The sequence below is a fragment of the Acidisphaera sp. S103 genome (assembly GCF_009765975.1).
Classification (GTDB): domain Bacteria; phylum Pseudomonadota; class Alphaproteobacteria; order Acetobacterales; family Acetobacteraceae; genus Rhodopila.
Genome location: NZ_LMUJ01000064.1, coordinates 220,885 through 245,329, shown reverse-complemented (window position 1 = coordinate 245,329; position 24,445 = coordinate 220,885). Strand labels below are relative to the sequence as shown.

The 24,445-nt window shown below is 70.0% G+C and carries 4 protein-coding genes (1 of these 4 cut by a window edge); all 4 read right to left on the bottom strand.

Annotated elements, in window-relative coordinates; genetic code table 11:
* Tightly spaced (each overlapping or abutting the next), the 4 genes in view from GSQ89_RS23170 to GSQ89_RS23155 form a layout consistent with a single transcriptional unit that may run on beyond the window.
* On the bottom strand, positions 1-1,634 hold the beginning of the coding sequence (locus GSQ89_RS23170) for a non-ribosomal peptide synthetase (protein ID WP_158929676.1). Its footprint begins 5,764 nt before the window's first position; only the first 1,634 of its 7,398 coding nucleotides appear in the window; its start codon is at positions 1,632-1,634; its stop codon lies beyond the left edge, outside the window.
* Entirely contained in the window at positions 1,631-4,936 is a 3,306-nt protein-coding gene (locus GSQ89_RS23165; protein ID WP_158929674.1) for an SDR family NAD(P)-dependent oxidoreductase, read from the bottom strand. Before GSQ89_RS23165 ends, GSQ89_RS23170 begins: the two co-directional genes overlap by 4 nt.
* Positions 4,936-13,545 (bottom strand): non-ribosomal peptide synthetase, encoded by an 8,610-nt coding sequence (locus GSQ89_RS23160; RefSeq protein WP_158929672.1) that lies wholly within the window; start codon positions 13,543-13,545, stop codon positions 4,936-4,938. Before GSQ89_RS23160 ends, GSQ89_RS23165 begins: the two co-directional genes overlap by 1 nt.
* A complete protein-coding gene (locus GSQ89_RS23155) occupies positions 13,542-24,431 on the bottom strand; it encodes a non-ribosomal peptide synthetase (RefSeq protein WP_254073322.1) in 10,890 nt (3,629 codons plus the stop codon). Before GSQ89_RS23155 ends, GSQ89_RS23160 begins: the two co-directional genes overlap by 4 nt.
* Positions 24,432-24,445 lie beyond the last annotated feature (14 nt).

Sequence of the window (24,445 nt, the reverse complement as noted above, 5' to 3'; positions counted from 1 at the left end):
AGGCACCCCAGCCAGGCCGCGACCATGGCGACGCCGCGTGGCAAAGCAATCCCGATGACCGCATCCCGCACCGGCCCCAACCAGGCCGCGATCGCATCACTCCAATCGTCCAATTCCGCGTAAGTCAGGCTGCGCCGGCCATCCCGTACCGCCACAACTCCGCCGCTCGCCGCCGCACGGGCCGCAAACAGCCGATGGATCGTCGCCTCGCCTGCATCCGGCCAGACCGGCGTGAGGGCCGCATGCAACGCGGCGTGATCCGCCGGCATGGCGGCAAAAGTCCCTTCGCTAACCGCGACCAATTCTTCCATCAACGCCGCGGCAATGCCGTCGTCGACAACCGCGCGGTCCCACTCCAGGCTCAGGACCAGTCCGTCCAGCCCCTCGGCGCTCTCCAGCACCAGATCGGCTTTTGGCGCCCCGGGCGGCAGCGGCAAAGGCTCGCCGATCCCCCCGCCCCCACGCCGATGCGTGAACAACAGCCTAGGCCGAGCCGCTGCCGGCTCACGAGCCGCGATCTCTCCCAAAGCCATCCCGGCATGGCTCAGCAGTGCCGTTGCCGCTGCCGCCCCCCGGCGCAGGGCCTCGGCCAGGGAAGAAACGCCCCGCATATCCAACACCAGCGGCAGCAGGTTGGCGAAACACCCCACGCAACGCTCGAAACTCTCGCCCCGGACCGTGGCCGGCGTGTGCAGCAGCAGGCGTCCATCCGCCGCATGCCGACCCAGCACAACACCCAGTACGCCCAGCAGCGCCCCGAACGGAGTCGCCCCTTCGACGCGCCCCGCCGCCGTCAACGCGTCCCATGCCGTCCGAGGCAACGTCGCGACACGCCGCCCACCGCCGCTGGCCGCCCGCAACGGTTCCGCTCCCAGTGCCAGCGGCGGCACATCCCGCAACATGTCCTGCCACCAGCGCAGCCGGTCATCCTGTGCCGGGGCGACGCGTTCCAACGCCGCATGATCCAGCATATCCGGACCGGGCGGCGGCAGCGGCTGCCGATGCCTGGCCTTCGCCGGCTGATGCAGCAGCACGGCCAGATCATCGGCCAGCACGTCCAGCGACGCCGCATCGCACACGGCGTGGTGCAGGCTGAGTGCGAACACCCATTCCCCAGCCGCCACCCGCAGCAACAGCGCTCGGCAGGGCGGTGCCACTGTCGGGTCCAGCGGTACCGCCGCCCACGCGGCCGTCCGTTCCCGCGCGGCACCCATATCCGCAACCTGACCCGTTTCCAGCGGCAGCGAGGCATCGGGTTCCACCACTTGCGCCGGCTCTTCCCCGACCAGCAGCAACCGCGTGCGCAAAGCGGGATGCCGGGCGGCCAGCGCCCCCAGCGCCGTTGCGATCAGATCACCCGGCGCCGGCCCCAGATCCGCGGACCCCAACCGAGCAGCCGCCGTCACCGCATACCCACGCCCGGCGGCATCGGCCAGCCAGATGGCACGTTGCGCGGCGCTGGCCGGTCCGATCCGCCGTCCCGGACCCAGGAACGCCAGGATCTCCGCCTTCGCCGCCATCAAACCCGCCCGCACGTCAGCCGCGAGCGGCACCGGAGACCGCAAAGCCAGCCGCCCCCCCTCGGCGCGCAGGATCGCACCGGCCGCCAACGCCGCTTCCAGCGCCGCGATCACAGCATCTCCTCGGCGAAACCAGCGACCGGCGGTGCCTCGGCATCACCCAGCCGCTCGGCCAGCACCGCGATGGTCCGAGACTCCAGCAGCAGTCGCAGCGGCAGCACGACCCCCAGCCGGACCCGCGCCGTGCCGCAAACCCGCAAGGCGTTCAGCGAGTCGCCCCCGAGCGAGACGAAATCGTCGTCGACGCCGATAGGTGCGATCCCTAGTTCGTCCTCCCAAAGCGCCACCAGCGCCGCCTCCGACGCGTTGGTCGGTGCCACCGGCGCGGCCAATCCCACCGGGCGAGGCTGCCGGGCGGCCGGCGGTGCGACGGGTGCCACCGGTGCGGTTCCCTGCCGTTCGGCCACCAGCGTTGCGACCGGCCGAGACGTCGCCAGCAGCACCGCTTCCCCCAACGGCGCCGCCAGCACCCGATCGAACAGCGCCAGCGCGGCTTCCGGAGACAAGCCGCCGGGCAATGCCTCGCCCGTCATTGCCTGATGCCGAGCCTCCCCCTGGATCGCCATGCCGACGCCTTGCCAGCGGTCCCAGTGGATCGCCACGGCCTCTCTCCGTCCGGTTGCGCACAGCGCCTCCGCCACGCCCGCCAAAGCGGCATTGGCCGTCGCATAGCCGTACTGGCCGAACGCACCGAACGCCCCCGCGTGCGACCCGCAGAGGACAAAGCGATCCAGCGGCCGGCCCGCCAGTGCCTCCGCCAGCGCCAGCGCGGCCATCGGCTTCACCGCCTGATGAGCAACCACCGCGTCCGGCGTCAGTCCTTGCACCATGCCGCCCTCGGCGAGCCCTGCCGCGTGGATCACCCCATGAAGCGCACCGAACCGGTCCAACGCCAGCCGCACCAACCGATCGGCCGTCCCCGGCTGCGCCAGATCGGCTGCCACGACTTCGGCGGCACCTCCAAGAGCGGCGATCTCAGCCACCGCAGCCGCCACCGCCGGACGATCCGTGGATCGCCCCGTCAGCACCAGCCGCGCCTGCGCCCTGCGAGCAAGATGCCGGGCCAGCAACAGCCCAATCCCGCCGGTGCCGCCGGTAATCAGCCATACCCCGCCCTCACGCAGCGACACGGCCTTCGTCATAGGCAAAGGTTGCCAATCCCGGACCCAACGCCGGCCATGCCGCCACGCCACCAATGGCACTTCGGCGCCCGCCTCGGACAACAGACGAGCAGCGGCATCCTCCGACCCGCCCAAATCGACGCATACGCACCGCAACGCCGGATGCTCGGCCATCAACGTTGCCGGCGCCGCTGCCAACCCGGCATGTTCGGGGTACAACCGTCGCTCGCCGCCCACGGCCACCGCCTGGCCGGTGGCAATCAGCAGCGTGGCGCCCTCGAACCATCCCGCGAGCCCCAGCGCCTGCACCCAGGCCGGCAACCCAACCACCCCCTGATCCTGCGGCGGCGGAGGATCACCCAGCGCCATGGCATGCAGCAGGTGAGCCGGCCGGAACCCGCGCGCGGCCAGCGCCGGGACATCCTCCGGCCGTTCGACCACCTCGACATCCTGCCCGGCCCGCCTCAGTTCCTCCGCCAGCGAGGCACCACGCCGGCCAACCGCCATCACCAGCCAGGGACCACGCGATTCAGCCGCCGCAACAGGTTGATTGCGCCACCCCGCGACCAAAAGCCGATCCGCCTCGGCCAGCCGGTCCGGTGCAGCCTCCAGCCAATGCCGCACCCGCTCGAACGGTGTCGCCGGCGCGGAAATACGCCGCCCCGCCGGTGGGGCCGGCCATGTGGCATCCGCTGGTCGCTCCGGCAATGGCTCACCAAACCCCGCCATCGCTTCCGCTACCGTCGCCGCAACCACTACCTGGCGCCAAACCTGCGGCATCCGCCCCCGTGCCAAGGTATGGGCCAGATCGCCCAAATCGACCTCCGGCCGCGCCTGCAACCAATCCCGCATCGATGCACTGAGTTCCGCCAAACCCTGCCGAGTCCGCGCCGTCAACACCAACGGGTGCGGCCCAGCCATCTTCCGGCGCGGTGACAGCGGAGGTGCCTGCTCCAGCACCACATGCGCATTCGTCCCGCCCAGTCCGAACGCGGACACACCAGCGCGCCGTGGCCCGGAACGCGCCGGCCAGGCCCGCGCCGCCCCTGCCAGCACAAATCCACTCGCCGCGAGGTCCGGATGTGGAGGCCCGGAATGCAGGGCCGGCGGGATCATTCCGTCCCGCAGCGCCAGCACCGTCTTGATCAGCCCGGCGACACCCGCCGCCGCATCGAGATGCCCGATATGCGCCTTGGCCGCTCCTAGCACCGGAGGCTCCTCATCCCCCGAGCGTCGGCCAAACGTCTCTGCCAGCGCCCGCAACTCGATCGCATCGCCCACTTGCGTTGCGGTGCCGTGGCCCTCGATATAACCGATCTCGCCCGGCGCCACGCCGGCAAGCTGCAACGCCAGACGGACAACCCTAGCCTGTCCCGTCATCCCCGGCGCCGCGAACCCGGCCCGAGCCCGGCCATCGTTGGTGACCGCCGATCCCAGGATAACGGCGCGAATGTCGTCACCATCCGCCAGCGCATCCGCCAGCCGGCGCAGCACCACCACACCGGCGCCGTCGCCTTTCACGGTGCCCTCGCCGGCGGCGGTGAATGGCCGGCACGTCCCATCCGGACTGGAAACGCCGCCGGGCTGGTGCAGGTAGCCCATGCGCAGCGGCACGGTCACCGACACCCCGCCGGCCAATGCCATATCGCACTCCCCGGCGATGAGTGCCTGCACCGCCATGTGGACCGCAACCAAGCTGCTGCTGCACGCCGTCTGCACCCCAACCGTCGGCCCACCCAGCCCGAGGTGATACGCGACCCGCCCGGTCAACAGATCCTTGTCCACTGCCGCTACGCCGCCCAGCCCACAGAGGCCCGATCCGGCCGCTGCCGCCAGCCAGTGAGTCGCCATGCTTGCCGAGGCGAACAGCCCCGCCGTCGCGCAATCCGGCCCTTGCGGTGCCCGTCCCGCATCCTCCAGCGCCGTCCAGCAGCATTCCAGGAAGACGCGCTGTTGCGGGTCCAGCATCGCCGCATCGCGTGGAGCAATCCCGAACAGCGCCGCATCGAACAGATCGGCGCCCTGCAGCACGCCGCGTGCCGGAACATAGCCGAACTCCGCGGCCATCCGGGGATCGCCGTCCCCCGGCATCAGCCGTTGGATGCCGTGCTCACTCTCAAACAGCATGCGCCGGAACGCCGCGATGTTCGGCGCCCCTGGAAATCGTCCGGCCATCCCGACAATCGCGATCGCACCAGGATCGGCGCCATCCTGTAGGTGCGAGGTCCCATCCATCACGTCGTCACCCGCACACCGCGGCCACGCGCCAGGCGTGCCCGCCCCGCCCGCCGTGCTTCCCCATCATCCGCCCGCTCTGGTGCCGGCTCCGCCGCGCCGTCGCGCAGCATCCCGGCCAGCAACCGGACCGTCGGATAGCGGAACACATCAAGCACGGCGACCGGCCGCCCAGCCTGAACCGAACAAGCCTCGGCCAGCGCCGGCACCATCAGCGAGTGGCCACCAAGATCGAACAAATTGGCCTCGACCGGCACATTTCGCAGCCCGAGCGCCTCGGCCCAGGCGGTTGCCACTGCTGCTTCCAGGGCGTCCACCGCACCAGCACCCGCAACCGGGACAACAGCGGAATCCGGCAGCGACCGACTGTCGAGCTTCCCCTGTGTCGTCACCGGCAACCGATCCATCGGCACCACCCGAGCCGGGATCATGTAACCCGGCAGCCGGCCTCGCAGCCCGGTAATCACTGCCAGCGGATCGACCTGTCCTACCACCCACGCCACCAGCACCCCGTCGCGGGCCAGCACCGCCGCGTCGGCGATGTCCGGCAGGTCCAGCAGAGCTGTCCGCACGTCCCCCAACTCGATTCGATGCCCACGGATTTTCACCTGTGCGTCCAGCCGCCCCAGATAGCTGAGTTGGCCGTTCGGCGTTCGCCGCACCCGATCGCCGGTGCGATACAAACGGCTGCCCGGCGGCCCCCATGGGTCAGGCACGAAACGGTCGGCTGTCAGGCCGGGCTGCCCCAGATAGCCCCAGGCCACCCCCGATCCGGCGACATACAGTTCCCCCGGGAAACCCGGAGGCACCGGTCGTCCGTCCGTTCCCAGCACGTGGCCACCCAGGTCGGGCAAAACCCGGCCGATCCTGCTGTTTCCCGCCGCCGCATCCGCCGCCGTCACCCGCAGCCGCGTCACATGCACCGTGGTCTCGGTGATCCCATACATATTGGTCACCACCGGCACCGCATCCCCACGCCGCGCGAACCAGCCTCGCAGCGAGGCGAAATCCAAAGCCTCCCCACCGAACACAAGCGTGCGCAGGTGCAACGGCGGCGTCCTGGCCGCCGCATCGGCTGCATCTAGTTGTGCAAAGGCTGAGGGCGTCTGGCTCAGCACCGTCACCCCCGCATCGCGTACCAGCGCCAGGACATCGGGCGGCGACCGGCGGACCTCCTCGGAGGCAAGCACCAGGCTGCCGCCGTGCAGCAGCGCGCCCCATACCTCCCAGACCGAGAAATCGAACGCCAACGAGTGCAGGCACGCCCACACATCGCTCCGGTCCGGCACCAGCACATCCCGCGCCGCCGGGAACAGCCGCAATACCGCCGTATGCGGCACGCCAACCGGCTTGGGCACGCCGCTGGAGCCGGACGTGTGGATGACATAGGCCAGGTCGTCCGGCCCGGTTTCCACGGGTTCAGCCGAACCATCCATGGCCAGATCGGTCCGTAGCGCCGGCCCGTCCCAGGGCAACGGTCCCGAGGTCACGGTCAATATGGTGGACGCCAGCAACACGGCGGCGCGGGCAGGGGGCGTCGCCGGATCGACCGGCACATAGGCAGCGCCGGCCATCAGAATGCCGATCAGCCCGGCGATGCTGTCGACATCGCGCGCCGCCAGCAGACCGACAAGATCGCCCCGCCGCACACCGCGCATCGCCAGACCCCCCGCGATTGCCTGCGCCCGGTGCATCAGCGTGCCGTAGCTCGTCCAAGCAATGTCCCGGCGGCCGCGCACGCCCACCGCCGGGGCTTCAGGGCAGGCCGAGGCCATCGCGGCGAACCGGCCGTGCAGCGTCCCGGTCACCTCCAACACGCCCCGTGCCCGCCCGATGGCGACCGCCGCGGCGACCTCGGTGCGCGACAGCAGCGGCAGGCGGTGTAGTGCGGTATCGGGCGCCGCTACCGCGCCGGCCAGCAGCGTCGAGAATGCACCGGCGACGGCACGGACGGTGTCGGCGTCGAACAGCGCCGTAGCGTAGGTCAGGCTGCCGGCGAAACCACCGTCCTGCGCCCACAGGCTTGGTTCCAGCTCGAACCGAGCAGCGGCGGCGGCCAGGGGGAAGGGTTCCACGCCCAGCCCGTCGAAGCCGGCCGCATCATAGGGCGGCTGCAACGTCAGCGTGGTCTCCACCAGCGGCGTGCGAGACGGATCGCGGTCCGGCCGCACTGCTTCGACCAGACGCTCGAACGGCACCGAAGCGGCGATCGCCCCACGCGACGCCTCGGTCATCTGCCGCAGCAGCGCCCGAAAACTGGGCCGGCCGCTGCAATCGGCGGCAACGACAGCGGTGTCGATGAACAACCCGACCATCGCCTCGGCCCCCGCCGGCCGTCCGGCCACCGGCACCCCGACGGCGAGCCGATCCTGGCCGCACAGCCTGTGCAGCAGCGTCACCCATCCAGCCAGCAGCACCGCGAACGGTGTCGTCCCCTCAAGCCGAGCCAGGTCCCGCACCCCGGCCGAGACCGCCGGCGGCAGGGCCAGTGGCACCGACGCTCCAGTGGCGTCGCGCACCGCAGGCCGAGGTCGGTCCAGCGGCAAATCCAGCGGCGGCACGTCCTTTAACCGGGCCGCCTCGCGCAGCGGTGCCGTATGGCTCTCCGGCGCGGCTAGCTGAGCTCGCCGCACGGCGGCCAGGGCCCCGTAGGACGGTCCGGTGTGCGGTGGCAGCGGTTTACCGGCCAACGCGCGCCCGAGATCATTCAGCAGCACGCCCATGCTGATCCCGTCCGCCACCAGATGGTGAACCGTCAGCACGAGCATCGCATCGCCATCCGGCAACCGCACCAGGCACGCGCGCCAGAACGGTTCATTCGCTAGATCGAACGGAGCCAGCGCCAATCGCTGCACCAGCGCCGTATCACCCTCCAAAACCCGCAACACGAACGGGGCAGGCGGCGCCTTACGCAACACCGGCCCGTCAACCAACCGTCGGCGCAGCACCGGATGGCGCGCCTCCATATCTGCCAGTGCCGCCTCCACCCGGCCGGCCTCGACACCGCCCCGGAACCGTAGCGCCACCGGCATGACATACGCCGAACTGCCCGGCGCCAGCCGATCGAGGAACCAAAGCCGTTCCTGCGCCGGCGCCAGTGGCCAATCCGCCGCCTCATCCACCGGTTCCGCGACCAGCGCCGGCCCAGCCCCGCGCAGCCGTTCGGCCAGATCGGCCAGCCGAGGCGCCTCGAACAGTGCCTTCACCGGCAGTTCGACGCCGAAACGCGCCTGAATCCGCGCCATCAACCGCATGCCCAGCAGCGAATGACCGCCGAGGGCAAAGAAATCATCGTCCCCTCTTACCGACCCGCGCCCGAGCAACTCCGCCCACAGCGACGCCAGCGCCCGTTCCGTCGCATCCTTGGGTTGCGCGGCTGCTTCCTGCCGAGGCAGCGCCTCCACCACCCGCACGTCAGCCGCCAGACCCTGCTCGGTCAGTACGGCGGACAATTGTGCCGCCATCGCCAAGCGGCGCCGCGCCCGCAGCGGGTCATTGCAGGCAGCCGCACCCGGATCAGGCAGCCGCAGCAGGAACGGATCGACCACGCGCCCTGGCGGCACCAGCAGAGCATCGAAGCATCCGGGATCATCCCGCGCGAACCCGGCCTCCAACGACCACCCCGCTGCTTCCGCCTGTTTCCGCAGAGCGTCGAGGTCGACTCCATCGCCAAACCGCCCATTTGGAATGCCAGCCATGATCATCGCCGCATCGCCAACGAAGGGCAGCGTCCCGGTCCATGCTGCCCGACGCACCTCGCTGGAAGCAGACTTCAACCTCAGCAACGCATCAAAGCGCCAATCCGTCAGTTCGCAGCCTGCCGCGCCGTGCTTCAGCAGCGCCACCACGCCTTCGAACCCCTGCCCACCCAGCCAGGCCGGGTCCAGCAGCAGTTCCGTCTCGTCCTCCATCCGCCGCCCACCCCGTTCGGCGAGCCGCCCCGCCAGCCCGAGATGGCGCAGATCGCCCAGGAACACTGTCCCACCCGGCGCCAGCCGTTCCCGAACCCCGTCCAGCACCCGCCGCAGGTAATCCGCCGAGGGAAAATATTGCACGACCGAATTCAACAGGATCAGGTCGAAGTTGCCGCCCAGCCCCTCGAAATCGGCGGCATCCCGCCGCTCCAGCCTTACCCGGTCGGCAATATCCGGATCGAGCCTGGTCGCAATCCGGGCCAGCGCCGGCGCGCTGGTATCGGTCGCGACATACAATTCGGTATCAGCCGCCAGACCATGCAGGATCATGCCGGTCCCAGCACCGATCTCCAGTACCCGCCGCCGAGGCAAGCCCCGCAGCCGCTTCAGCGTCGCGTCCCGCCAGGCCGCCATGTGCTCAGCCGGAATAGGCTGCCCGGTCAGTGCGCTCCGCCACCCATGGAACGGGTCCTCGGCTGCTTCCGCCTCCCCATGCAGCGTTTCATGCAGCGTCCGCCACTCCGCCAGTTGAGCCGCCGCCAGTTGAGCGGTCTCGCGTTCCGGGGCCTCAGCCTCAGGCGGCTTCGCCACGACGAACGCCATCGGCGGCGTTCCCGCTTGCACCGCGACAGCCTCAACCGCCGGCATCGCCGTCAATGCCCGTCGCACCGCCGCCTCCGCTGGCAACCGGCCCGCCAGGGTTCGGCGAGCGACCTTTCCAGCCGGCGTCAACGGCAGGCTGGGCAGCAATTCGATCCGGGACGGCACCATCGGTTCGGGCAGGCGAGCCAACAATTGCCGCCGCAGCCCCTCGGGCGTCGGCGATTCGGGGGCCAGCGGCAGGTCAGTGCCGCCGAACAGCCGCCGGTGCAGCCGCGTGCCGCCGACGCCGGCGGGATCATGCGGACTGTCCAGGACGGCCTCGGCGACGGTGTTCCCATCGCGCAGCAACCGCAGTGTCACCCGATAATCCGGGTTCAGGCCGTTGGCGCAACGCTGCCAGTCGCAGCCCATCAGCAACTCATCGCCCGCCCGAACCGCAACCGGCCCGTCGGGCAGCGGCAGTAGCACCGGCAGCCAGCTAAACTCGCCGTCCAGGGTATCCAGGCTGACCGTGTCGTCCAGATCGAGCGTCAGCCACGCCAGCAATCCGGCCATGCGGCCATCGCGTTGGATCGCCAGCCGGGTTGTCGTCGAGCCCCGGCCCGGATCGGGCGTCATGAAGTCCAGATTTTCGAATGGCCCCGGTGGCGCCAGCAGGGCCGACCGGTCCACCCGCCGCAGGCAAAGCCGCAGGTCGAAGCGCCGCCCCGCCTGGGCGAAAATCCGTTCCGCGTAGTGCGCGCCGGTCGGGGCAAATCCGCCTTCGTCCAGCACCGCATCGGGCACTTCCACGGGCGCGGCCAGCGTCAGACCGCGGCGCGGCAGCATGCGGATGCCGGGGAAGCGGGACCGGACGGCGTCGAGGATCGCAGCCGCACCTTCGGCCCCGCCGAGTGATCCGACAATCTCACTGACACAGATTTCCGGGGCGCCGAAGGGCGAATCCGGCAGCGCCAGTTCGCGCGCATCGCCGTGCAGCAGGGTGATGCGGTCGGTCAGCCCCAAGCCAGCGATGGTCGCCCGAGCCTGTTGGTAGGACCGTTCCAGCAGCTCGACCGCGAACACGTGCCGGGCACCGGCGGCAACGCATTCGCGGGCCAGCACGGCCTCACCGCCGGTGCCGACATCCAGCACCACCCGCCCCTTGACCGCCGCCGCGATCGCCGTCCGATACGGTCCCGCCCGGCGGGTGTCGCTGGCGAGCGCGTGGTAGAGCAGTTCGTCGTAGACGAAGAACTCGGCCACCGAGGGCCACAATTCGATCCCCGGCGGTGCCGGCACCGCGTACCCGACCAGCGTGTCGTCAACCGCCACCACCGCCGCATCGGCGATGCCGGGCAGGGTGCGCAACGCCGCTTCCACCTCGGCTGGTTCCACCCGCATGCCGCGCAGCTTGACCTGCGCATCGAGCCGCCCCAGCACTTCGATCCGCCCACCCGCCCGCCAGCGCGCCGCATCCCCCGAACGATACAGCCGGTCCCCTGGCGCGCCGTAAGGATCGGGCCGGAATCGTTCGGCTGTCAGGTCGGGGCGCCCGTGGTAGCCGCGCGCAACGCCAACCCCGCCGATGCACAGGTCTCCGACCGCGCCCTGGGGCACCCGCCGCTCGGCATTGTCGAGCAGGCGGACGGTGACCCCCGGCATCGGCCGCCCGACGTCGGGTATTCCGCTCTCGGCGGCGATTTCACCCTGCGCAGCGCAGACCGAGGCCTCGGTCGGTCCATACGCGTTCAGCAGTCGGCGTCCGGGCGCCCAGGCGGCGACAATGTCCGGGGTGCAAGCCTCACCGGCGGAGATGACCGTCCTGAGGTCGGGGAATCCTTCGGGCGACATCTCGCGCAGCAAGGCCGGAGGCAAGGTCGCATGGGTGATGCGCCGCCCGCGCAGCGTCCCGATCAGGTCGGGCCCCGGCAGCAACAGCGGCCGGGGTGCCAGATGCAGTTCGGCACCGCCGGCCAGGGTGGCGAAAATCTCCGAGACGGACGCGTCGAAGCCGGGGTTGGCAAACTGCAGCACGCGCGTGTCCGGGCCGGTCCCGAAAAATGCCCCCTGCGCCAAAGCTAGGTTGGCGGCGCCGCCATGCGCGATGGCGACGCCTTTTGGCGTCCCGGTGGAGCCCGAGGTGAAGATCAGATAGGCTAAATCATCAGGGGCGGGCGCGTCCGAACCGGTCCAGTCGTCCCCATCCAGCAGTGCCTCGACCGCCAGGTCGTCGCCAACGACGAATTTCAGCCCGCCGCGCTGCCGCAATTCCGCCTGCCGAATGGCAGGCAGCGCGGGATCAATCGGCAGCCACGCAGCACCGGTTCGCAGAATACCCAGCAGCGCTGCCAGCATCGGCGCGGTTCGGTCGAAGCGCCATCCCACGATGTCGCCCCGCCGCACGCCAAGCGCCCGCAACCCCGAAGCCGCCCGCCCGGCGGCCTGCCACAGCGCCGCGTAGGTCATCCCGCCGCTGGCGTCGCGCACCGCGGGCAGGTCCGGCCAACGCCGTACCGCATGCCGCACCAGTGCGCATAACGTGGTCGGTGGCTCGCTGGCCGGTGCCGTCTCCCAGGCAGCAATCCGCTCAGCTTCGCCCGGCGTCAGCAACACCGGCGCATCCAACGGCAACGAAGGATCCGTCAGCAGTGCGTCCAACAGCCGGGCATAGCGCCCCAGCCATTCATCCACCGTCGCCGCCGAGAATCGCCCGGGGTCATACGCCGCGAGCAGCTCGATCGACCCATCGACGACCCGAGCATGCAGTTCCAGCTCGAACCGTGCGGCGACCGGCCCCGAGTCCAAGGGCTCCGCCACCAGCCCATCCAGCACCGGCGGCGCCCCCGCCGGCGGCAATAACGCAAAAACCTGCCTGAACAGACCCGCGCCACCGGCTACCCGCTGCGCCTGGACGATCTGCTCGAACGGCATGTCCTGATTGGCGAACGCATCCAGGCACACCGCCCGAGCCCGCTCCACTGCCTGGGCGAAACTCGGCCGCCCGGACAGGTCGAGCCGCAATGCCAGCGCATTGACGAAGAACCCCACCAGCCCCTCGGTTTCGCCGCGCGTGCGGTTCGCCACCGGTGATCCCAGCGTGACGTCGGTCACGCCGGTCAGCCGGGACAGCAGCGCCGCCCAGCCGGCGAACAGCACCATGAACGGCGTCGCGTCCAATTGCGCACAAACTGCCGCCAACCGGGGTACCGCGTGCCGCAGCCGTCGCCCCGCGCCGGGTCCGGCCTTGCCCGACCCATCGAGCGGCAGCACCAGCGCCCGGGCGCCATCCAGCCGCGCCATCCAATGCGCCAAACCCTGTTGCAACCGCTGTCCGGAGACACGTTGCCGCTGCCAGACCGCATAATCCCGGTACCGCACCGGCAAGCCCGGCAGAGCCGCCTTTCGCCCCGCCTTCGCCGCATCGTACAGCGTCGCCAGTTCGCCCAGCGCCACCCCAGCCGACCAACCATCGAAGGCGATGTGGTGAATGCTCAGCAGCAGCGCATGATCGTCGTCGGCCAGCCGCAGCAGCCGAACCCGCAGCGGTGGTTCCGACGTCAGGTCGAAGGTTCGCGCCGCCTCCGTCTCCACCGTCAGCCGCAACGCTGCCTCCGGATCGGCCCCGCCCGTCAAATCGTCGATCGGCAACGCCACCGGCGCTGAGGGCAGCACGATCTGCATTGTCCCGTCGGCATCCTCGGCGAACACCGTTCGCAGCGGCTCATGCCGAGCCGCCAGCCCGTCCAGCGCCACCTGTAATGCTGCCACATCCAACCGGCCCCGCAGCCGCGTGGCCAGCGGCACCACGTAACCCGCCCCGGCATCGCCGCGCCGCTCCAGGAACCACAGCCTGGCCTGGGCAAAGCTCGCCGGTGCGCGATCGCCTGGCGGCGCGCACTGGCCGATTGCATCCGTTGCCTCTGTCGCTTCGGCCAGGAATGCCAGCAGCGCGGGTTTTTGATCCACCAACTGCGCCCGCAGATCGGCCGTCAACGCCCCTTGCGGCCCGCTGACCGCCAACTGCCCATTCTGCGCCCGAATCCGCAGCCCACGCTCCCGCAGCGCCGCGATCAGCCCATCAAGCGAGGATCCAATACGAGCATCGCTCACAGCAGCACCGCCGTTTCATCGGCCGAGGCATCCTCGGCGGCCCATTGCCGCATCTCCACCGCCGCCGCGAGGGCCGCGACGGTCGGCTGCTCGAACACCGTCCGCAGCGGCAGGTCGACCCCCGTCGCCGTTCGCATCAGCGAAACCGCCCGGGTCGCCACCAGACTGTCCGCCCCATTGACGAACAGATCCGAATCGACCCCCAACTGCTCCGCATCCAGTAGCTTGGCCCAGATCGCCAGCAACTCGGCTTCCAGCGGCGTGCGGGGCGCCAGCCCCACTGCAACCGCCCGCCCAGGCGCCAGAGCCGCCAACGCCACCCGATCCAGCTTTCCGTTCGCAGACAGGGGCAACGCCGGCAGCACGATCACGGAGCGCGGCACCATGTGCTCCGGCAATCGCCGGCGCGCATGTTCCAGCACCACCGTCTCCGACAGTTCCCGGCTGGTATCAGACGCCTGCGCCAACAGCACATCGAACCCCAGCGCCTCGGGAATGCTGTCCGGCCGCGCCACCATGCGGGAAGCCGCAAAACCGGACCGCCCCAACACGTCCGCCCAGGCGGAACGCGACAGCAGTGGATGCTCCGGCCGCAGGTCGCGGTCGGTCATCCGGTCGAACCCCTGCTGCAGCCCCATCCCGAGGTCATAGGCCGGATGAAACACCGTCTCCTCGATCGCCAGCAGCACGCCGCCCGGCGCCAGGGTCGCCGCCAGATCGGTCAGCATCGGCTCGATCCGCCGAGCATCGTGCAGCACACTGGCCGCCACGATGATGTCGATCGACCCGGGTGGAACCCCCTGCGCCGCAGCCGGGCGATCCAGGTCGAGCAGCCCGAACGACAGCCCCGGAATGCCGGAAAACGTCTCTGTCGCCCGATCCAGGAAGAACCGCGATATGTCGGTGAACCGGTATTCTGCTCGCCCCGCCGGCAACAACGGCAGCAAGTGCCGTGTCGCCGTGCCGTACCCAGCGCCTACCTCCAGCACTCGCACCGGCCGATCCGGGGGCAACTGCCTCAGCAACACCGAGAACGCCGCCGCCAGCGCCTGATGGCAGCCGCCAAAAATCCGCTCATACAACTCCGGCACCGCTGGATCGGCATACAATTCCGCCGAGTGAACCCGCTCGGTCAGCACCGCGGCCAACTGTTTCCCTGCCGGGTCGTCCTTCAGCGGCCGCGACGCCACCCAAGCCGGCCCCCGCCGAACCAACACCCCTCGCGCCCCCAACTGGGCCAAAGCCCGCTCCAGCCACGCCGTGTAACGCCCGGCGATCCCGGTGCGGCCCAGCAGCGCCGGAACCTCCCACCGCTCATCCGAACTCTGGAATACACCCAACGAGGCCAGCGCCGCCTCGGCGGAGCGGGCATAACGATCCGCCTCCGCCGACCACAGGACCTGGGTCGCTGCCGTCACCGGTTCTTCCGGCGCCGCCTTCAACGCCACCGCCGCGGCGTCCGCCAACGCCTCCGCCGGCAGCACCGACACCGCCGCTTCCCCCAACCGAGGCACCACGAACCCACACAGCGCCCGCCCGCCCGCGGCATCCTGCGTCACCGCGGCTGCCGCATGCGCTACACCGGGCGCGCCCGCCAGCGCCGCCTCCACCTCGCCGAGTTCCACCCGGAACCCGTTTACCTTGACCTGCCCGTCGCGCCGGCCGAGGAATTCCACCAACCCACCCGGCCGGAACCGCCCCATATCGCCAGTCCGGTACAACCGAACCCCCGTCTCAGGATGCGTAACAAACGCCGCCGCCGTCCGTTCGGCATCCCCCAGGTACCCGCGCGCCAGCCCGGCGCCGCCGATATAGATTTCGCCCTCCGCCCAATCCGGCCGAGGCGCCATATTCGGCCCCAACACATCGATCGTCTGGTTCTCCATCGGCCGCCCGTAAGGCACCGACGGCCAGGCCGGCTCGGCCGGCTCGATCTCATGCAGGATCGACCAGATCGCCGCCTCGGTTGCCCCGCCAAGCGACACAAGCCGCGTCCCAGGCCACCGGCCCCGAGCCGCATCAACCAGCGACAGCGGAATCCAATCCCCCGACAGCATCACCACCCGGGGCACCGGCGCCTCGCCGTCCGCCGCATCGAACCGCATCTGCAAAAGCTGCGGCACACTGTTCCACAGCGTCACCCCATGCCGCGCCGTCAGTCGCGCCCAGGCCTGAGGGTCACGTTCCTCGTCGCCCACCGGGATCACCACCGCACCGCCAGCCCCCGGCACGCCGAACAAATCCCAAACCGAGAGATCGAACGACAGAGCCGACAACGCCAGCACCCGGTCGCCGGGCGACAATGCGAAGCGTCGCTCCAAATCAGTCAAAGTGTTGGCCGTCGCGGCATGCGTCATCGCCACGCCCTTCGGCCGCCCCGTCGACCCGCTGGTATAGATGACATACGCCAGGTCATCCGGAGCCGCCGGACACACCAGCGGCGCTCCCGGCTCCGGCAACGCCTGATCGACCGCCAGATGCACGACGTCGTCTGGCCAGGCACCGCGATCCAACGCCGAGTGCGTCAACGCCACCCGCACCCCCGCATCCGCCAGCAGCAAATGCAACCGCTCCGACGGCAATGCCGGGTCCATCGGCAGATACGCCGCGCCCGCCTGCAACGCGGCCAGTGTCGCCACCGCCTGTTCCCAGCCCTTGCGCAGCGCGACGGCGACGATATCGCCTTGTCCCACGCCCAGCGCCGTCAGCCGCCGCGCCACCCCGCGCGCCCGAGCCGCCAGTTCGCCGTGCGTCAGCACCCGATCGCCAGCAATCACCGCCACCCGCTCGGGATACGCCGCCGCCGCCCGCAGCAACCCGGCATGCAACAGAGCCGGTTCCCGCCGCACCGACGTCGCGTTGTAGCGCGCGCGCCCCGCCTGCTGTGCCGCCGGCAAATCCCTCGCCGCCGGCCGATCCCAGGCCGACTCCTCACCCGCCAACGCATGCAAAATCCGCAGATACGCCCCGAACATCGCCTCGACGACGCCGTCGGGGAAAGCTCCCTCCAGCACGTTCCAGGTCAGCGCCAGATCGCCCGCTATCTCTGCCACCCCATGATCCAGCCAAACCTGAGGCGTCTGTGCCGCTCGGTAGCTCACCGGCCCGAAGCGTTGCAGTGCATCTTCCCCAGCCGCTCCGCCGGGCAAACCAAGTAAACTGGTAAACACCACTGGAAACAGCATGTCAGGCGGCCGGCCCTGACGTCGCGAGATCTCCCGCGCCAACGCGATCGCACCCGGATGCGGATGCTCCAGGTCTTCCCAAAGCCGATGCTGCAAGTTCGCGGCAGCGACGGCGAACCCGACCCCCGACCGGCAAGACACCGCGAGCAACAGCAATTCGGTGAAATCGCCCACCAGCGACTGCATTTCCGGATGCAGCGGCGGCCGCTCGAACCGTGTCAGGTTCAACGTAAACTCCGGATCACGGCTCCATCCTGCCAGCGCCTCGGCAAACGCCGTCAGCACCACGCTGTTCGGACTCAGCCCCCGCGCCGCCGCCCGATCCCGGATACGCGCCCAGACCGCCGCCTCCAGCCGATGCGACAGCAGCACGAACCGAGGCGTCCCGTTCCGCCGAACCGGCGCCATCGGCAGCGCCGGCGCCGGTGGCAGCGAGTCCAGCCGCGCCATCCAATAATCCCGAGACCGCGCGTAAGCCGGGCTCTCCTGTGCCGCCAACCGAGCCAGCACCACATCGCGAAACGACAGCGTCAACCGAGGCAACCCCGCGCTGCCGTCGCTGGGCAACCGCACGGCGTAGTCGTACATCTGCCGCAGCTCGATGAACATCAGGTTCAGGCTGTGCGCATCCACCACCAGCGTGTCGATGCCGACGTGCAATCGCCAGCCGTCATCATTTGCCAGCCGAGACGCCTCCAACCGGAACAGCGGCCAACGGTTGGACGGCGGCACTTCCTCAGCGAGGCGTTCGCGCACGCCGTCCGCTTGCGCGTGGCGCGGAATGACATACAGCGGCACATCCGAGAGAATCCGCTGCGTGCCGTCGCCGGCCACCACCGCGCGCAACATCCCATGCCGCCGCACCAGCGCGTTCCACGCCGCCTCGAACCGCTCGATATCGAGGTCTTTGGCATCCACCTCGAAGTAGACATGCGCCGCGGTGCCGCCCACCGCGAAGGCGCCGTCGCGGCCGATCCAGTAGGCCTGCTGCACATCCGTCAGCGGAAATGGCAGATGCCGCGACAATGGGTCCGGTTGCAGCGCGACGGTCTCGGCGGCCTGCTCCAGCCCGCTCAACCGTTCCGCCAGCGCCGCGACCGTGGGAGCCTCGAAGAACAGCCGCAGCGGCACCTCGCGCCCCAGCCGCTGGCGCAACAGGGCGCTGATCCGCGCCGCCAACAGCGAGTGCCCGCCCAGCGCGAAGAAGTCATCGTCCCGTCCGACGCGTTGCAATCCCAGCGCCTGGGCGAACACCTCGGCGACCGCCTGTTCGGTGGCATTGCGCGGCGCGGCAAACGCCGCCGCCTGCCGTGAGGGCACCGGCAGCGCCGCCCGATCGATCTTGCCCGCGGGCGTCAACGGCAACCGAGGCAGTAACACGAACGCATCCGGGATCATCGGCGCCGGCAGCACGGCCGCCAATGCCTCCCGCAACGCCGGCACCAGTCCAGCCACCGTCCCCGCCGGCTGGTTGGCCAACAAATCGGGCAAAACCGCCGGCCGCCGCCAGGACGGCATCCAAGGCGCGGGCGTCCCCGGTTCGTGGAACCCCACATCAAAGCAATCCGGATCAGCGCTGGGCGCCAACACACACACCACCCCGAACCGAGCGGCCAACGCCAGCACATCGGCGGGATCGACCGCGTCGATGGTCTCCTGCGCCGCGACAGCTCGCAGGGCCGCCGCCGGCATCGACGGCGGGGCCCGTTCCAGCGCCGTCGCCACGGCGATATCAGCGGTCAGTCGCGCATTCGGCAGCCCCATCGCGATCACGGCCGCTCCGCTGTGCTGCCGCCCCTTCGTCACGACGGGAAATGGCGCGTGCCCCCCGGTGTCTGCCTCACAACGCCGCCCCAGCAACTCCTCCAACCCCGCCAGTGTCCGGACCGGCACCGTCTCCACCACCTGCCAATCCGGCACCATCGCATGCAGCACCGCCGTGAACCGATACCGGGTCAGCTCATTATGCGCCGACCCCGATTGCAGCCGCAGTTCCGCCGCCGCGACACCCGGCAAACTTGAAAACAGTGCCGGATAGACCAGCAGTTCGGCTTCCTGCGCCAACCGCCGCTCCGCCGCGTCGCGCAGCGCGCCCGCCGGCGTGGCGTCCTCCGCCCGCGCCACTTCCGAGGCCAGCGTCAGCCGGCGGTGGTGCCGCAGGTCGCGCAGATCGGCCAGATGCACCACACCACTGGCTCGCGCCGTCCGCAGCGCCCCGGTGATCACCTCCCGCAGATACGCGAGATCGGGAAAATACTGCACCACCGAACTGAGCAGCACGCAGTCCAGCGTGTTCGGTTCGATCCCGGAGAAATCTGCCGCGTCCCGCCGCCGCAGTTCCACCCCCGGCAGTGCCCCCAGCCGGTCGAGCGCCACCTGGGACGCATCCGTCCCGATATACCGTTCGGTGTGTGGCGCGATCCGCCGGAGAAGCAGACCGGTGCCGCACCCTGGCTCCAGCACCGCGGCAGGACGCCGTGCCAGCACCTGCGTCACGGTGTCCTCGACCCATGCCCGCATCTCGGCGGCGGGGATCGGTGCGCCGGTGTAGGTGCTGATCCAGCCGGTGGTGTCGAATGCGGCCTCCACCGGCGCCGCGTCGCCATAAATCCGCTGATCGAACAAATCGGCCCAGCCGCGCAGATGCCCGTCGCGATCGGCACCCACCGGCACCACCCAGGCGGTCAGCCGCCGTTCCCCATCCGCACCTGGCTGCGCCGCGACCACCGCCTGCGCCACGGACGGTTGCGCCAGCAACGCTGCCTCCACCTCGGCCGGTTCTACCCGGAAGCCGCGGATCTTTACCTGCCGGTCCATTCGCCCGAGGAACTCGATCGCGCCGTCCCAGCGCATGCGTCCCCGGTCGCCGGTGCGGTACAGTCGCCCGCCCGGTTCGACCGACAGCGGATCAGGTCGGAAGCGGTCGGCGGTCGCCCCCGGATGGCCGTGATACCCCCGCGCCACGCCTGCTCCGCCGACGCAAATCTCTCCCGGCACGCCCGGGGGCACCGGACGCCCCGCCGCATCCAGCAGATGCACGCGGGTTCCCGCCAGCGGCCGGCCGATCGGCACCCCACCGTCCAGTCCGGAGGCGTCGGTTACCGCGTGCGTCAGCGCGAATATGGTGGTTTCCGTCGGGCCGTAGCCGTTGCGGAACACCGCTCCGTCGCCCAGAACCGCTCGCACCGCCTCCGGTGCCACCACATCGCCACCCGCCAGGATTTGCCGCCGCTTCCGCAACGCCTCGGGCTGCGCCAGCGCCATTTCGCGGAACAGCCCGGCCGTCAGCCACAGCTGGGTCACTGCCTGGCGATCCAGAAACCCCGCCAGTTCCGCCAGCGTCAGCCGCTCGGGCGGAGCAATCGCCACGGTCCCGCCGTTCAGCAGCGGCCCCCAGATTTCGAGGGTCGAGGCATCAAATGCCAGCGGCGCATACTGCAGCACGACCTCTCCAGGACCGGCCGACATGAAGTCCGGCTCGACGCAGCGGGAGGCGATATTCCCATGCGTAACCGCCACGCCCTTGGGCACCCCGGTGGTGCCGCTGGTATAAATCAGGCACGCCAGCCGGTCGGGAGACAGGGGCAAAGTACTCTCCGCCATTGTCGTAAGCGCCGCCCTGTCCGTCTCTGTCCTATCCGTCATGGCCGGGACACGCCCGGCCATGACGGTGAAAGCACCGTCATCAGCACCCAACACCACGACTGCCCCGGCATCCGCCAGGACCGCCTCCCGCCGAACCTCCGGCATCCCCGGATCCAGCGGCAGATACGCAGCTCCCGCCTTCAGCGCCCCGAGCATGGCGACCACCGCCTCCGGCCCACGCTTCAGCGACAGCGCAACGACCGCCTCTGCTCCAACTCCGGCGACCACCAGCCGCCGCGCCAAATCCTCCGCCTGCCGATCCAGTTCCCCATACGTCAGCGCGAACCCATCCCCGACCAGCGCTAAGGCGCCAGGATCAGCAGCCACCATCGCCGCGAACCGCCCCGGCAGATCGCACCGCACCGCCGCCGGACCCTCCAGCGACGCCGCCCGCCCCCCGGGAGGCGTCAGCGGCAACGCCGACAACCGCGTTGCCGGAGCCGCCACGGCTCCCTCCAGCAGCGCCAGATATCCGGCGATCCAGGCCTCGATCGTCGCCCGCTCGAACAAGTCGCGGTTGTAGGCGAAGAAGCCGGTGAAACCGCCGTCCTGCGGCCACAGATGCAGCTCCATATCGAACCGCACGGTGATGTCGGGTGGCGGCACCACCTCCACCGCGATCCCCGGCAAGTCGAACCGAGGCACCATCGTGTCCCCGGCCTGCACCACGAAAATCGTGTTGAACACCGGGTTGGAGGACAGGTCGCGCCCTGGCGCCAGATCCTGCACCACCCGCTCGAATGGCAGGTCCTGATGTGCGAACGCCCCCAGGCAGACCTCCCGCACCCGCCCCAGATGCGTCGAGAACCCCGGATCGTCCCCGCAATCCGCATCCAGCCCCATGGCGTTGACGAAGAAGCCAACCAGCCCCTCCGTCTCGCCGCGATTGCGATTGGCGATCGGCGCCCCGACGACAAACCGAGCCTGCCCCGACAGCCGATGCAGCAACGCCTGGAACGCCGCCAGCAGCGTCATGAACGGCGTCGTCCCTTCCGCTCGTCCCAGCGCCGCGATCCGGGTCGCCAGGCCGGGATGCACCTGCACCGGCAGCGCCGTGCCCCGGAACGTCTCCCGCATTGGCCGAGGCCGATCCAGCGGCAGAACCAGCGGCGGCACGCCCGCAAGCCGTCCTCGCCAGTAGTCGAGTTGCCGGGCCTCCCGCGCGCCGCGCATCAGTTCCCGCTGCCAGCAGGCGAAATCGGCATAGCGCAGCGGTAACGCGGCCGGGGGTGCCGCTCCGAGCGCATGCTGTCGATACAGGCTGCCCAACTCTCGTACGATCACCTGCAACGACCAGCCATCGGCCGCGATGTGATGAATCGCCCCCAGCAGGACGAAATCGTCTGCCCCCAGCCGCAGCAACCGCATCCGGAACGGTCGCCCGTTGGCGAGGTCAAAAGGTGCCGCGATCTCTGCCGCCTGCAATCCCGGCAGATCGGCGTCGGCGGCGTCCTGCACATCCAGATGCGCGTCCGGTGGCGGCAACACAAACTGTCGAGGCTCGCTGTCGATCTCGCGGCAAGCCGTTCGCAGCGGTTCATGCCGCGTTACCAAATCGACCAGTGCCGCGGCCAGCGCCGGGATGTCCAACGCCCCGCGCAACCGCAGCGCCACCGGGATCGTGTAGGCGTATCCCGCCAACCCCAGCCGATCCAGCAGCCACAACCGAGCCTGGGCAAACGACAGCGGCGCCAAATCCGCCGGCGCCAGTCCGGCCCGCGGCGGCTCGGGTGGCGCGTCCGCCGCCTCGATCGCCGTCGCGACCGCCGCCACGCTGGGTGCCTCGAACAGCGTCCGCAGCGGCAGTTCCACGCCCAGCACCGCTCGAATCCGCGAAACCAGTTGCGTCGCCAGCAACGAGTGCCCGCCGGCACTGAAAAAGTCCTCATGAATGCCAACGGAGGGACGCCCGAGAACCTCCGCGAACAGACCGGCCAGTGCCTCTTCAATCGCAGACCGAGGCAAATCGATAGCCGCCTCCGGCGCCGGCAAGGCAAACCGATTGACCTTGCCGTTCGGCAGCAACGGCAGCGCTTGCAGCGGAATGATCGCTGCGGGTCGCATATAATCCGGCAGCCGCTCGCCAAGCCGCGCACGCACCGCGACCAAACCGTTCCCGGATGGGTCCGCCACCACAACATGCGCGACCAGCGCGCCGTTCATCAGCCCGACCGTGGCCGCCCGCAACTCTGGCCCATCCATCAGCGCGCGCTGGATTTCCGCGGGCTCGACCCTGAACCCGCGCAATTTGACCTGATGGTCGGACCGTCCGAGGTAGCGCAGCGTCCCGTCCGCCCCCAGCCGCCCGCGATCGCCGGTCAGGTAAATCCGCGTGCCCGGCGCGCCATTCGGGTCAGGCCGGAAGCGTTCGGCCGTCAGGTCCGGCCGCCGGCGATAGCCGCGCGCCAGTCCCTTTCCCCCAGCCGTGATTTCTCCCGTGGCACCAGGCGGGACGGGGCGCAGCATGGAGTCGACAATATGCACCCGCAGATTGGGCAGTGGCCGCCCGATCGGCACCGGGTCCTGATCGGGCGTGACGATGTGGCTGGTCGTGACGTAGGTCTCGGTCGGGCCGTAATGATTGACCAGGCGTATCCCGGGCAGATCGGCCAGGAACGCGCGCAGCACCGGCGTCGCCAACGTTGCTTCGCCGGCCGTGTGCAACTCGCGCAGGCTGTGGCCGGCATTGCGCCGGGTCAGCGCCTCCATGGTCTGGGACAGTGGCGTGAACGGCATGAAAATCCGCTCCACACCATTGCTCTCGATGAAATCGGCGAGTTGTTCGGGGTCGCGACGCTGCTCAGCGTCCACCAGCAACAAGGTGCCACCCAGCGCCCAGGTGGTGAATGCCTCCTGAAAGAACACGTCGAACGCCTGATGCGTGAAGCCCAGAGTGCGCCGGCCGCGATCACCCAACTGCGTCGCATGCCAATGCATGACGTTGGCAAACACGCGATGCGTGACCTCGACGCCCTTCGGCAGGCCGGTCGATCCCGAGGTAAAGATGATCGCCGCGATATTGTCCGGCAGCGGAGCCCGAATCCGTACCGGCGGCCCGTCCGCCGTAACCGGGTCCACCAACCGAAGCCCCCGCAAATGCTCGGCCAATCTGGGCTCCACGATCCCAAGCGTCGCGCCAGCCGCGGCCAACACCGCCGCATGCCGCGCCGGCGGATTTTCCGGGTCCAGCGGCACCACGCAGGCGCCCGCCTTCAGCACCCCCAGCATCGCCGCATGCAGCCACGGCCCGCGATCCAGAGCCAGCACCACGGGCACATCCGGCCCGGCGCCTTCGGCAACCAGTGTCCGAGCGATCCGTTCGGCTGTGGCATCCAGATCGGCGTAGGTCAGCCGCGTGCTGCCAGCCTCCAGTGCCGGCGCATCGGGCATGCGCGCCACCGTCGCCTCGAACATAAGATGCATCGGCGGTGGATCGTCGCCGGTATCGGTATCGTTCAGCGCCGCCAGCCGCGCCGCTTCCTCGGGCAACAATGATGCCAGCTGAGAAATCGGTGCGTCCGGCGAAGCCGCCGCCGCGCGCAGTACCGACGTCCAGCGCGCCAGCAGCCGCGTCACGTCGGCGGCGTCCAACGCCTCGACATCGCGCACCGCGATCCCGGCACACCGGTCGCCATCCAGCCAGCAATGCACCTCCAGGTCGAACCGCGCCGCCAGCCCGGCCAGATCGAGCGGCGTCACCGCCAGACCCGGCAGATGCACCCGAGGCTCTACCGCCGCCGTGTCCTGCACCGCGAACATCGTCGCGAACAGCGGCGTCCGGCTCAGCGCGCGCGTCGGCTGCAACGCCTCCACCACCCGATCGAACGGCACGTCCTGATGCGCCAGCACCGAGGTCCAGGCTGCCCGCATCCGCCGCAGCAGCACGCGGAACGACGGATCGCCGGTCAGGTCCGCCCGCACGACAAGCGTGTTCACCAGGAACCCGATCAGCGCCTCGCTGCCCGGTTCGGTGCGGTTGGCGACCGGAATCCCGACCGAGGGATCTTCCTGCCCTGCCTCCCGCCCCAGGGTCAGCAGAAACGCCGTCAGCAGCACGACAAACGCCGTCG

Excerpts from the sequence above, each read along its gene's own strand:
- GSQ89_RS23165 (WP_158929674.1), bottom strand. The coding sequence starts at position 4,936 with ATGGATGGGACCTCGCACCTACAGGATGGCGCCGATCCTGGTGCGATC.